Raw genomic sequence first — 12180 nt, 5'->3', positions numbered from 1 at the left:
GACAAATCCCGTACCGGTGATCTTGCCCGCGGCACTCAGGTTGCCGTTGCCGTCCAGTTGCATCCGCTGGGTCGAACCCGCGTACCAGCGATAGAACGTGCCGGAATGCGGAATGCTGTGCCACATCGCACCGATTTCGATGCCGACGGCGAAGTCGGCTTCGGTCGCGCTGACATTCGGGTACAGGACGAGCTTGGTTCCGGCGGAGCGGCTGCCCGTGCTCGGCGCCGCCACCCCGGCGCTGGCAAACTGAAGGGTGTTGCCGGTGCCGTTGTTCAGCGTCAGGCCGCCGCCGACGTTCAGGCCGTTCGACACCGTCACCTGTCCGGAGGTCGCTACGGCGAGCGCGGACCGGCCGAGCGCGGTGCTGTAGAGGCTGAAATCCCTGCCGCCGGTGGCAAGGCTGTCCTGGTTGATCTGCCAGCCCGACCCCAGGGCGATGGTGGCTCGCCGCGACCCGCTCGCATGGGCGCTTTCCCGGACGACGAGACCCGCGCCGGTTTGCAGACCCGGGTTGCCGCACGTAACCGCCTGGGCGACCGACACCGCGCCGGTCGCGGCCTCGACCCGCAGCGCCTCGCGCCAGGTGCCGCCGTCGGCCGAGACCTTGAGGCGCAGGTCGTCGTCGCCGGTCAAGCCGATCTCGGCCCGGCCGGAGAAGCCGGACTGCAACAGCAGCGACAGGGTGTTGCCGGCGTCCTGCTTGTTCAGGGTGTAGCGCAGATCCCCGGTCCCGCCCTCGCCGGTGGTCAGCGCCGTCCAGAGCGCCTTGTTCAGCTTGGCCGCGAAGGGGTTCGCGGCGTCGGCGGTGGTGCCGATGCCGAGCCGGGCGAGGTTCTGGAGCGCCGTCAGGGTGGAGCGGTACGAGGCCCAGGCCGCACCTGTATAGGTGTAGAGGTCCGCCTCGTCCGCCACGACGGCGAGCCAGCCGGGGCGCGGCACGAAGGAGCGCCACGCCCCGTCCTGGTAGCGCACCACCCGGCCGGCCCAGCCCGCCCACGCCCCGGTGGGGGCGGCGGCAGCGATCAGGTAGCGGTCGCCCTCGGCCGGGCTGGCGGGGGGCGCCGTCAGGTCCTTGTCGAGGACGGCGAGTTGCACCAGCGTGTCGAGGCCCATGAGGGCTTCGTTGTGGGTGACGTGCTTTTGCGCCTGTGCCGCCTGGAGCAGCGGCAGGGCAAGGTGGGCGGTGGTGGCGTCAGGCATGCAGGGTCGCCCTCAGGGCCGCGCCGCGGCCGTAGGTTGCCGAGACTTGGTGGATGGCGACGGACAGGCGCGTGACCGGCCCGCCGAAATCGGCCGCCTGGTGGGCGGCTGTGTAGGTGACGGCCGGCGCCGACAGGTCGAACGTGCGCAGGACGGTGGAGCCGGCAGCGGACCCGGAGAGCAGGTCGAGGGCGTAGGCTTCGGCTTCTTCCCCTAAGGGCACCTCGACCTGTTCCCACGGGTCGCCGTCGATCCGGGTGCGCCGGACCCACGACAGCACCAGGTCGCCGGACGCCGCCCGCACCATCCGGGCCTGCGCCGGCGCGTAGGGCCGCAGGCCCACGCCCCGGAACGCCAGGGTGGCGCCGGCGAAGCTCGGATCATCCTGCGGCCGGCCGAGCGGTCCCCAGCGCCAGGCGAGCGGCAGGGTGCGCAGGGACAGCGGCATCCCGGACTGCACCAGGGCCTCCGTCAGCACCACGAACGGGGCGCCGGCCGGTGTCGGCGCACCCAAGGCGAAGTCGGTCCCGAGCTGGCCGCGCAGCAGGAGGCTGAGGCGGTAGCGCCCGGGCGCGAGCAAGGTGGCTTGCGCCCATTGCAGCACCTCCCACTCGCCCGACAGCGTCAGCAGGGCCGCCACGTTGGCCCCGTTGAGCACGTCGATCTCGGGGGCCGAGACCAGCTCGACCCCGCGCGGCACCTCCACGTAGACGCTGTTCACCCGGTCCCACCGCCCGCACGGGCCCGGGTAGAGGTCGGCCGTCAGCCGCCCGATGATCGACCGGGCGCCCACCGTGGCGTCGTCCGCGAACGCCCCGCCGGCGGTCGAGCGCAGGACCGCCACCGGCGACCACGGCGCCGTGTAGGCGGCGAGGTAGGGCGCATGGGGCACCGCGTCCGGGCGCAGGAGCGGCAGGTCGAGGAACTGGAACAGCGCAACACCCACCGTCGCCGGCGGCTCGGCCGGGCGCGGCGTCGCGGTGCCGTCCCGGTAGGCGAACACGGAAGGATCGGTGCGGATGCCGCTCGCCGGCCGGCCCCCTTCCAGGCCGAGGCGGGTCAGCCGGTAGTCGGTGCCGCTCCCGGCGAGGGAGAGGGTGACGACATCGCCGGCATCGAGCGCCAGGCAGGACGGCGGCAGGGTGGCGCCGACCTGCTCGCGCTCGACCACGCCCTGATAGAGCAAGGCCTGCGCGATCCCCCGCGCCGCCCCCTCGTCGAGGCAGAGCGGGACCGCCACCCGCTGCACCGCGTTGGCCCGGCCGTTGGTGCGGCGCGCCTCGACCGAAGCCGACTGGTAGCCGCGCTGCGGATCGATGTAGGTCAGCGCCACCACCCCCGGCAGCGCCGTCTCCTCGCCCCGGGTGCGCCGGTAATCGCCGCCGCTGCCGCCCCGCGCCACCAGGTCGTCGGCGGTGAGGGACGCCGCCGGGGCTCGCGCCAGCGGCGCGAAGACCAGGCGCCCGGCCGACTCCGCCGCGTCGAAGAAGAAGCACGTGCGCAGCGGTTCGAGGCTGGCGCGCGGCGTCTGGACTTCGGTGACGGCGTAGCCCTCCACCAGGCCATGGAGCTGGCCGACATCGATCGGCACGCCGAGGCCGCCGCACAGCTCGGCCACCACGTCGGCGATCGGCGCCAGGCCGAGGCGCCCGTTGATCCAGTGGCCGAGCCGGTAGTTCGGCCCGTCGCTCCACACCGCCGCCTGGCGCGGGAAGTCCGGATAGGGCCGGGCATCCCACGTCCAGACGAACAGCCGCTCGGGATCGACCATCCGGCCGCCATAGACCGACGAGACCGGGTTGCCGGTGTCCCCCTGCCAGTAGGCCAAGGTGGCTTCGAGGTAGGCCCGCTGCGCCGCAGGATCGCGCCGGCCGTTGGAGTAGAACGGCAGGACGCTTTCCGAGGACTTCGGGTCCACGAAGACGTTGGGTTGGTTCATGCCCTTGTCGATCGCGGCGCAGCCGAGTTCGATGAAGCGGACCGGTTTGCTCTGCGGCACCCACCCCGTGGCGGTCGCCTGGCGCACCCCGCCCGGCCGGTCGCGATGCGGGTTCGACCACCAGGCGCGCAGGTCCTTGAGGCGGAACACCCAGTGCTCGCCATAGGCCGTATCGGCGATCGGCACCCGGTTCTGGGCGTCGCGATCGGCAGGCGTCGGATAGTACCAGTCGAACAGCTCGCCGGCCGCGACGTTGCCGGCGAGATACCCCGGGTCATAGGGAGAGGGTGCGCCCGATGTGAACGTGCCGGCCTTGGCGTCGAGATGGTCGAACCCGTCGCGCCAATCGGCGAGCGGCATGTAATTGTCGATCCCGACGAAATCGATAGTCGGGCTCGACCACAGCGGATCCAGGTGGAAATACACGTCGTTCGAGCCGTCGGCCGGACGATGGTTGGCGTATTCCGTCCAGTCGGCCGAGTAGCCGAGCTTCGTGCCGCTCCCCAGGATCGCGCGCGCGTCGGCCGCCAGGCTGATGAGCTGCGCCACCGCTGGATACGTCGAGGCGCTAGAGCGCACGGTGGTGAGCCCGATCATCTCGGAGCCGATCAGGAAGGTATCGACCCCGCCCGCCGCCGCGGCCAGGCGCGCGCAATGCAGGATGAAGCGGCGGAAGGAGAACTCCGCCTTGGCACACGTCACCGTCCGGCCGTTCCACGCCAGGTCCGCCGGCGCCACGGTGCCGAAGAACGCCGCGACCTGATCCGCCGCGGCGGAAGTCTTGTCGGGGCTGCTCGGCCGGCCGGGGGCCGGGTGGCAGGTCACGCGCCCGCGCCAGGGGAACGCCGCCTGCTCCGCCGCCCCGTAGGGATCGGGCAGGCCGTTGCCGGCCGGGATGTCCATCATCACGAACGGGTAGAGCGTGACGCTGTAGCCCCGCTCCTTGAGCGCCCCGATGAGCTGCACCACCGACAGGTCGGACGGCGCGCCGCCGAGGAGCGGCGCCCCGGAGACGCCGCCGCTGACGATGGCAGCCGCCGCCCGGTCGACCCCGCCGGCGAGCCATTCCGGCTTGGTGGTCTTGGCTGCCGTCTCGGCCTTCGGGACGATGCGGCAGGCCGACAGCCGCAGGTCGGTGCCGTGCCAGGCGACCACCAGCGAGACGTGCCGGCAGGACGGCGCCTCGACCGCGAGCTGATCCAGGGCTTTCAGCGCATCGACCCCGCCCGACACCGTGTTCTGTCCGGCGATCCCGCCGAAGGTCGAGGCGTTGACCGGCACCGTGGCATAGGTGAACTCGCCCATGCTCGGGATCATCGTGACCGCCGTCACCAGCTCCTCGAGGCGCGGCCGGCCGGAGGCGTTGGGCGGGCGCCGGATCACCTCGGCCGTGATGACCGGGACCCGGTTGCCGAAGCCGGCCAGCGGCAGATCCTCGAACACGATGTAGGCGAGGCCGCGATAGGCCGGGGCGCTGTCGGCGCCCTCGACCGCGGCAATCTTCGGGTCGGGCCCCTGCGCTTCGTCGCCGAGATAGACCCGGGCACCGTAGGCCGCGAGGTTGATCGGCTTGCCGTCCGCGTAGACCTGCCCCACGGCGACGATCGGACCTTCGCACAGGGCAATCGCCACGCTGACGCTGTAGGCATAGGTGACGTTGAAGGCCTTCTGTCCGCCGCCGCCCTTGCCGCCGGAGGACTTTACCTTCTCGACCGTCTGCACCTCCTTGAGCTTGGTCGCCCAGATGATCTGTCCGCCGATGCGGACGCGACCGAACACGCGCGCGATGGCGGCGCCTTCGGTCGAGGCGGTGACGTGGAGGTCCGACAGGCGCGGGCCGAGATTGACCTGTGTCTTCGGCTTGGACCCGAACATGGCGCGGTCGAGGGCGCTGCCGCTCGCGGCGCCGACGATCTGGCCGATCGCACCGCCGATCGGGCCGCCGAGGGCCGTGCCGACCGCCTGGCCGACATAGGACAGGACGAGCGTGCTCATCGCGGGGACTCCGGCAGGGGCTCGGGCAAGGGTTCGGGAAAGCGGAAGGCGTAGGCGATGCGCCGGGCCCAGCCCGGCGGGATCCAGGTTTCGACCACCGCGTGACCGTCATAGGCGTGGATCATCACGGACGGGGCGACCAGGATCCCGCAATGCTTGGCCGGGAGACGGTCGCGCCAGCGGAACAGCAGCACGTCGCCGGGCTCGGCTGCGGCCGGAGCGAGCGGCACCAGGTGGCGGGCGGCGGCATCCCGCAGCGTCTCGGCGCCCCGGTCCTCGGCCCAGCTCGGCGTGTAGGGCGGCGGCGCCTCCGGCTCGGCGCCGTACAGCGCGGCGTAGACGCCCCGCAGCAGGCCGAGGCAATCGGCGCCGGCGCCCCGCACGCTGGCCTGGTGGTGGTAGGGCGTGCCGAGCCAGGTCCGCGCCAGCGCGACGACGCGCGCGCGGGTGTCAGCCGAGGCGGCCTCCGTCATTGTCTGCCCCCTGTACGGCATAGGCCACGGCGTAATCGTTGCCCGGCAGGTCCGGGAAGCCGCGGAAGTTGACGACGTTGGCGAACTTGTCCCGGCAGCTCGCCAAGGACTTGTCGCAGCCTGCGACGACCTGGAATGCGTCGCCGGCGGCGATCGGCGCCGGCATCGGCTCCCACAGGTCGAGGGAGGCGAGCTGGCCGAGGCGGGTATGCGCCCGCACCTCGACCACGGCGCCGGCATTCGCTCCGGAGGTCCAGACCAGCCGGCCGGCCTCGAACCACCGGGAGACGTACCCGGCGAGGCCGGAGGCGGTGAGCTTACGGGCGCTCCCCGCCGTCGCGACCGCGCCGGCGCCGCGGATCGCGGCGGCGGTGGCGTCGATCCGGCAACGGCCGTCCCCGAGGAGGGCATCGCAGGTGCGTTGGTAGACCCGGCCGCGGGGTTGGTTGAGCCGATCGGCGAGGCCTCGCACCTCCGCCGTAAAGGCGGTGGGCCCGCGCGAGACTTCACCCACGGTCCCGGAGAGGACGAGGACCCGGTCGGCCGGGCTCGACCAATCGACGCGCCAGACCGCGACCGTGGCGCCGTCGAACAGGCCGCGCGCCAGCTCGGCTTCCGCCAGGCGCCCGCTGGTCAGCGCCCCGACGATCTCGAGGGAGTCGGCGGTGAGGCCGGTGCCCTGTTCGAGCGCCGTGCCGGTGGCGCCGCTCTCGGCCGAGCAGGTCACGCCGTCGACGGTCAGGTCCTCGTCGTGATCGGTGAAGCCGAGGCGCAGCCCGTCGGCGCGGGTGACGATCCAGCACTGGCACAGGGTGGTGACCCCGCTCGCGAGGCTCGCGGCGAGGGAGGGCGGGAGCGTCTTCATGGGATCAGCGGCGGATCTCGAGGATCGGGATGTCGGCCACCACGCCGGCGCGCAGGGCCTGATGGTCGATCTCGATGCGGTCGGTGGCGAAGCGCACCGGCACGTCGAACAGGAAGCCGGCGGTGACCACCGCCCCGGAGGCGGGGGCGGCCTTGAGGGTGACGAGGCCGGTGGTGGCATCGAGCACGAAGGCGGAAGGAGCGAGGGCCACGCCGCCGACCGCGACGGCGACCGAGCCGGCGACCGGCTTGGTGATCGGGCGGGCGTAGGGGGCGAAGGCGGCGCCGTAGGTCTTGGTGAGCGGGAACACCCGGGTGGTGCCGTCGCCGGTGCCGAGGCGCTGGTCGGTGGGGGCGATCGTCTGGCCGGCGGCGGCGGAGCTGTGATCGAAGGTGTCGCGCCAGCGAAAACCGTAGAGCGGCCCGCGCCGCTCCTCGAAGAAGGCGATGAGCAAGGCGACGTCCTCGGCCGAGCGCAGGGCGGGTCCGGCATCGTAGCGGCGGCGGGAGTGGCGCCAGAGGCTGTTGCGCTCCTCGTCGCCGGAGCCGAGGGTAACGATCTCGGTGCGCCGCTCGGGCCCGCCGCGGGAGCCGTAGGACAGGGCGAGGGGGAAGCGCACCTCGTGGAAGGGGCTCGGCATGGCTCACGGGCTCCGGTTGCACTGGCCCGGGTCTCCCGAGCCCCGTTCTCACAGGCCTCTCAGGCCGCGCTGCACCGCCCGGGCGAGGGCGGCGCTGACCTGCGCCTCCGAGCGGTGGAAGCTCGGTGCGTCCGCGGTGGCGATCGACACCGAGACCCGGACGGTCGGTGCGGCGGGTTGCGGCGCAACGCCGTGCGCCGCCGGCAGGATGCGGCCGGGCTGGAGCGGCACGAAGGTCTCGCGCCCGCTCTCGCCGACCGTGTAGGCGACGCCCGGGGTGACGGGGCCGCCGGCGGCGCGGCCGGTCGGGTTCTGGCTCAGGCCGAGCGACCCGAGGGCGTCGCCGATCAGGTCGCTCCCGGGACTGCCGCGGCCGAACAGGCCGTCGAAGGCCCGGTCGAGGCCCCGGCTCGCGAGCGTGGTGGCGAGTCGGGCCACGACCGTGGTCAGGCGCTCGCCGTGCAGGATCGCGCCCTTGAAGCTGTCGGCGAGCGCCGCGCCGAGTTCCCGCGAGGCGGATTGCGCGGCGCGCTGCGCGGCCTCCGCCCGCTCCACCTGCGCGGTCGCCGCGCCGTAGGCCTCCGCCACCCGGTCGACCTCCTCGCGAAGGGCCGGCGTCACCGCGAGGTCGGCCTTCTTGGCCGCCTCCAGCAGGCAGAACGCCGCCTCGGCCTTCGCGGCGGCGCCCTCATCCCGGCCGACCGCGTCGGCCTCGATCGTCAGGAGCCCGGTACGCCGGGCGAGCCGGGCGACCTCGTCGCGGAACGCGTCGTCCTCCGGCTCGGCGGCTCTGGAGGACGCGGCCGCCACCCGGGCGCGCGGGCGCGCGGGCTCGGCGGCGGGGGCTGTCGGTGCGAGGCTGCCGCGGGGCGCGGCGTCGCTGATCGCGAAGGCGTCGGCGATGCGGGCGCGGATCGCCGCGCCTCCTCGTGCGCTCTCCTGGGAGGCCGCCCTCACCCGCCGGCCGAGATCGGCGACGAGGTCGGCGGCGGCTGGGATCCTGTCCGCGATCCCCCCGACCGCGCTCGCCACCGCCTCGAACCCCGCCACCGCCTCGCGCGAGGCGGAGCCGGCTTCGCCGAGCCGGGTGGTCAGGCTCCCGACCGCGTCGTCGACCCGCCGCAAGGCGCCGCCGTCGCCGGCCGGGATCGCGCTCGCCTGCTCCATCGCGCGCTGGAGCCGCCCGAGGGCCTCCGGCGCCGCCATGCGGGCAAGCTCGTCGCGCACCTCGGCGCCGGCCCGCGCCATCGCGGCGGCGATCCGCCCGCCCCCGGCCTCGACCGCGCGCTCGGCCTCGGCCATCGCCCGCTCGGCGAGCGGCCCGGCCCGGGCGAGCTCGCGCGCATAGGCGTCGACATTGGCCTCCAGGGAGACCACCAGGCGCTCGATCTCGGTCGTCATGCGGCGGATCCGTCATCCGGGAGGCCCGGGAGGCCTTGCAGCCAGGCCCAGAGCGCGTCCTCCTCCTGCGGCGTCGGGGCATCGGCGGCTTGCGCGTCGCGGGCGCGGTTGAAGCCGTCGATGTAGGCGGCGAGCTGCCACAGGCTCATCGCCCGCAGGTCGGCGGCGGGCAGGCCCATGGCGGCGGCAGCGCCGTAGAAGGCCGCGAAGGCGATCCGCCCGCCGGGTCCGGCGGCGCCGGCCGGGCGGCCGACCCGCTCGTCCTCCGTGCCTTCGAGCCCGGCCGCCAGCACCAGGGCGGCCTTGGCGATCAGCGGGATGCAGGGCAGCCCGTCGAGGCTCCGGGCGATGGCGTGGGCCTGCGGCACCGGGGTGCCGCCGCCGATCAGGCCGAGGCGCAGCACGTCGCGCACGTCGCGGAAGCGGTAGCGCCGGCCGGCATGGAACCCGTGGAGGAGGTCGGCGGGCCCCGCCCCCGTCGCCTCCTGCAGCGCCTCGAGGTCGCCGATGGCGAGGCGGAAGCGGTGGGTCGCCCCGTCCAGGTCGAGGTCGATATGGCCGTCGCGGCTCATCGGGACCTCACGAGGCCGCCGTGAAGGCCACGGCTCCGGTCGATTGCAGCGCCACCGAGACGGTGCAGCGCTCGCCACGGACGGCCCCGACCTCGAAGCTCGTGAGGTGGAACAGCCCCTCCCAGGCGCCGCCGCCGTCGCTGCCTGCGCCGCTCACCTCGACCCGGGCGCGCACCGGCGCGTCGGATTCGAAGGCGGCGCGCCAGCGGGCGATGCTCTGGCGCGCCATCACGCCCTTGCCGGAGACCGCGACCGATTTCGACACCGCGAACCGGTCGACGAAGGGCGCGGCGTCCTCGTTGGCGCAGTCCGGTACGACCGAGCTGTTGGTCTCCTTGGTGAATTGCGCCGCGCGCTCGGTGAGGCCGCATGGCGCCTCGAAGGTCCCGGCCTTTGACAGGCTCTCGAGCTTCACGGCGATGGCCGAGAACGGCAGGGTGGTGGGCTGGGCCATGGCATGCGTTCCTGAGGACGGAGATCAGATCGTTTCGGCAGCCACCGCCCCGAAGCGGGCGACGCCGTGCCATGAGCCGGGCCCGAGGGGCTCCGGCAGCACCAGGCTGCGCTCGTGCGACAGCCACAAAAGCTCGCCCCGGGGCAGCGCCAGGTCGGCCTCGTCGAGGGCGGCGGAGACCGCGGCGAGGAGGTCCTGCACCGGCCTCAGGTCCCGGGCTCCGCGCAGGAAGGCGTGAACGGTGAGGCGGCAGGTACAGCCGCGCCAGCCTTGCGCCTCGTAGGGGCCGACCTCCGGCGGATCGACCCGCAGGAACGGCCATTCCTCGCGGGCGCTCGCCGCCTCGCGCACCCGGTCGCCGACGAGCGGGCGCAGGGCCGGATCGGCGAGGAGGCGGGTGCGCACGGCCTGGAGGAGGTGGGGCGACAGGTCGATGCCGGCCATCACCCCCTCCCCGTGAGGAGCGCGACGGCCGGCCCGATCACCGGCCGGGCGGCCCGCGCCGCCGTGCCGAATTCCCGGGCGGCCAGGCCCGGCGCCTCGATCGTGACGGCGGCGCCATCGGGGGTCTCCGCCGCCTCGACGCGCCCGTCGGGCAGGTCGTTCGCGATCTCGGCGGCGAGGAGGGCCGCCGCCTCCCGCGCCCGGCCCCGCGCGGCGTCGCCGCCGGTCCGGGCGAGGTGCGCGAGCCGGGCCTGGAGCGGGCCGGTCTCGGTTCTGCGCGTCACAAGGGCCTCCCCTGGATGAGGGCGTGGCTGCCGGCGGGATCGGTCTCCACCGCGACGATGCGGTGGCGGGTCCCCGCCAGGGTGATCTCGTCGTCGGGGGTCGGGGGGAGGCCCGGCGTCAGCACGGTCATCCGCACCAGGCGGCCCGGCAGGCCGGGCTCCTCGGTCGATTCCCGGGCGCCGTCGCGCCGGGCCCGGACGGGCATGTCCGACGCGACGCCGTCCGGCCCGATCCGGTGCAGGACCGCTTCGTCGAACAGGGGGGCGAGGACGCCCCCGAGATGGCGGCCGAGGCCGTCGAGGAGGCCCATCACACCACCGCTACGCCGACGCTGTTGCGGCGCATCACCTCGTGGAAGCGCCGCCCGTAGGAGGTGAGCCCCAGGGTGCCGGGCAGCGCCTCCGCGGGCGGATCCCGACGCTCGAGGTGGAGCGTGCCGCTGCGAAAGCCCTTGAGGTCGAGGGCGCCCGCCCGGGCGAGCTCCGCCTCGGGGCCGCCCTGCCCGTCGAGCGTGAGGCTGTGGGCGGCGTGGAGCATCCGCCCGAGGGTCGCGTCCGCCTCGGGCCAGGAGGCGCCGATCCGGGGGGCGGCCTCCGCGAGCGCCCCCGCGATCGCGGCGTCGGGGACGGAGGCGAAGGCCGGGAAGCGGGCCCGGAAGGCGGCGGGCGTGGGGTCGGCCATCTCACGCCTCCCAGCCGAAGGGCGACCGCTCCCGGCCGCGCCGGCGCTCGGGCCGGGGATCCTGCCGGGGCGGCGGATCCGCAGCGGGCTCCGCCGCCGCGATCCGCACGTCGCCCGCCGCCTCCCAGGCGGCGAGGCAGGGGTCGGGCCGGTCGGGCAGCGCGAGCACCGCGCTCTCGCCGGGTACGAGGAGCCGGGGTGCCCGCGCCCCCTTCGGCCAGACCAGCCGGGGGCCGGCGGCGTGGTTCGTCACCCGCATCATGCCTGAGCCTCCCCTCTAGATGCCGTCGAGGTAGCGGCAGGCGGCGGGGCGGCGGATGTCGAGGCCGCCGAGCCGGAAGGCGCCCGGCACCTCGAAGCGCCACGGGCCGGTCTGCCAGGCCGGGAAGAACCGGAACGGCATCGGCAGCCACAGCTTCAGCACCGAGGGGTCGCGGCGATAGGCGACCATCCGGGCGGTGCCGCCGGTGCCGGCAGTTTCGAGCGCCCGCACGCCGTAGACCGTGAGGTCCTGGCCGGTCTCCAGGGTGTAGACGTTGTGGCGCCGGATCCAGTCGAGCAGGGTGAGCGGGCTGATCCCGTCGAGGCGGCGCAGGCCGATGCCGAGCATCTGCTCGTAGGGCAGCAGCAGTGTGTCGGCCATCTCGACGGTGTTCGAGCCGGTGAAGATGCCGATCAGCTGGCCGTTGACGTCGGCGAGGATCTGTTCGGGCGTCTTCTGCGCCCAGGCGGTGCTGCCGTTCGTGCCCGTCGCGGCGGCGCTGCCGACCGTGACGCCCGGATGGTTGAGGAGGCCGGAGAACCCCTTGGCGGGATCGCCGAACAGCGCGACCTGGTCGATGAACTCCTCCGAGGCGAGCCGCGCCGCATCGGCCTTGTCGGCGTCGAGGGTCATGCCGAGGAGCTGGGCCTTGCCGAGTTCCTCCAGGTCGTAGCCGTAGCCGATGCCCGCCATGGCGACGGCGGTCTCGTGCTGGCGGCGCAGCATCTCGACCTTCGGCACGTCGGCGGCGGCGCCGTGGACCCAGGTCGCCTGCCCGACCCGGTCGACCGAGAAATAGGTCACGGTCGGCACCCATTCGGGCGCCGCGGTGTCGACCGGCACGAGGCGCGGATAGCGGATCGCCGGGTACTGGGCGCGATAGACGGTAGGCTCGATGAAGGCCTGCTGGCTGACCAGGAAGGCGAGCGCCCGGGGGGCATCGGTGAGGAGGGTGCGGGTCATGCG

At 74.2% G+C, this 12180-nt stretch carries 14 protein-coding genes; all 14 read right to left on the bottom strand.

Annotated features, from left to right (window positions below; genetic code table 11):
* On the bottom strand, positions 1-1203 hold a 1203-nt coding region (locus G4G93_RS36295), incomplete at its 3' end, for a DUF2793 domain-containing protein (RefSeq protein WP_246737152.1).
* The gene (locus G4G93_RS31950; protein ID WP_165091220.1) at positions 1196-5137 is read right to left on the bottom strand and encodes a glycoside hydrolase/phage tail family protein; all 3942 of its coding nucleotides are present in this window, start codon (positions 5135-5137) and stop codon (positions 1196-1198) included. The genes G4G93_RS31950 and G4G93_RS36295, both read right to left, overlap by 8 nt.
* The gene (locus tag G4G93_RS31945) at positions 5134-5610 is read right to left on the bottom strand and encodes a DUF6950 family protein (RefSeq protein WP_165091217.1); all 477 of its coding nucleotides are present in this window, start codon (positions 5608-5610) and stop codon (positions 5134-5136) included. The genes G4G93_RS31950 and G4G93_RS31945 overlap by 4 nt, the downstream gene beginning before the upstream one ends.
* Complete coding sequence (locus G4G93_RS31940; protein WP_165091214.1) at positions 5588-6475, bottom strand: DUF2163 domain-containing protein; 888 nt, start codon at positions 6473-6475, stop codon at positions 5588-5590. Before G4G93_RS31940 ends, G4G93_RS31945 begins: the two co-directional genes overlap by 23 nt.
* A gap of 4 nt (positions 6476-6479) precedes the next feature.
* Positions 6480-7115 (bottom strand): DUF2460 domain-containing protein, encoded by a 636-nt coding sequence (locus G4G93_RS31935; protein ID WP_165091212.1) that lies wholly within the window; start codon positions 7113-7115, stop codon positions 6480-6482.
* A gap of 48 nt (positions 7116-7163) precedes the next feature.
* Entirely contained in the window at positions 7164-8516 is a 1353-nt protein-coding gene (locus G4G93_RS31930) for a hypothetical protein (RefSeq protein WP_246737151.1), read from the bottom strand.
* Positions 8513-9088 (bottom strand): gene transfer agent family protein, encoded by a 576-nt coding sequence (locus tag G4G93_RS31925; protein WP_165091209.1) that lies wholly within the window; start codon positions 9086-9088, stop codon positions 8513-8515. Before G4G93_RS31925 ends, G4G93_RS31930 begins: the two co-directional genes overlap by 4 nt.
* 7 nt (positions 9089-9095) lie before the next feature.
* Positions 9096-9542: a phage tail tube protein gene (locus G4G93_RS31920; RefSeq protein WP_165091207.1), complete on the bottom strand. Its 447-nt coding sequence runs from the start codon at positions 9540-9542 to the stop codon at positions 9096-9098.
* 24 nt (positions 9543-9566) lie between these two features.
* Positions 9567-9986 carry a DUF3168 domain-containing protein gene (locus G4G93_RS31915; protein WP_165091204.1) on the bottom strand — a complete coding sequence of 140 codons (420 nt, stop codon included), beginning with the start codon at positions 9984-9986 and terminating at the stop codon, positions 9567-9569.
* Positions 9986-10270 (bottom strand): hypothetical protein, encoded by a 285-nt coding sequence (locus G4G93_RS31910; RefSeq protein WP_165091202.1) that lies wholly within the window; start codon positions 10268-10270, stop codon positions 9986-9988. The genes G4G93_RS31915 and G4G93_RS31910 overlap by 1 nt, the downstream gene beginning before the upstream one ends.
* Positions 10267-10581 carry a hypothetical protein gene (locus G4G93_RS31905; RefSeq protein ID WP_165091199.1) on the bottom strand — a complete coding sequence of 105 codons (315 nt, stop codon included), beginning with the start codon at positions 10579-10581 and terminating at the stop codon, positions 10267-10269. The genes G4G93_RS31910 and G4G93_RS31905 overlap by 4 nt, the downstream gene beginning before the upstream one ends.
* Positions 10581-10952 carry a DUF4054 domain-containing protein gene (locus G4G93_RS31900; protein WP_165091196.1) on the bottom strand — a complete coding sequence of 124 codons (372 nt, stop codon included), beginning with the start codon at positions 10950-10952 and terminating at the stop codon, positions 10581-10583. The genes G4G93_RS31905 and G4G93_RS31900 overlap by 1 nt, the downstream gene beginning before the upstream one ends.
* Before the next feature lies 1 nt (position 10953).
* Positions 10954-11214: a hypothetical protein gene (locus G4G93_RS31895; protein ID WP_165091126.1), complete on the bottom strand. Its 261-nt coding sequence runs from the start codon at positions 11212-11214 to the stop codon at positions 10954-10956.
* A 15-nt stretch (positions 11215-11229) separates the two neighbouring features.
* Positions 11230-12177: a DUF2184 domain-containing protein gene (locus G4G93_RS31890; RefSeq protein ID WP_165091194.1), complete on the bottom strand. Its 948-nt coding sequence runs from the start codon at positions 12175-12177 to the stop codon at positions 11230-11232.
* Positions 12178-12180: the final 3 nt, after the last annotated feature.

The sequence above is a fragment of the Methylobacterium sp. DB0501 genome, assembly GCF_011043735.1.
GTDB lineage: Bacteria > Pseudomonadota > Alphaproteobacteria > Rhizobiales > Beijerinckiaceae > Methylobacterium > Methylobacterium alsaeris.
The sequence above is the reverse complement of the archived record's forward strand: the minus strand, read 5'-3'. Positions and strand labels throughout refer to the sequence as shown.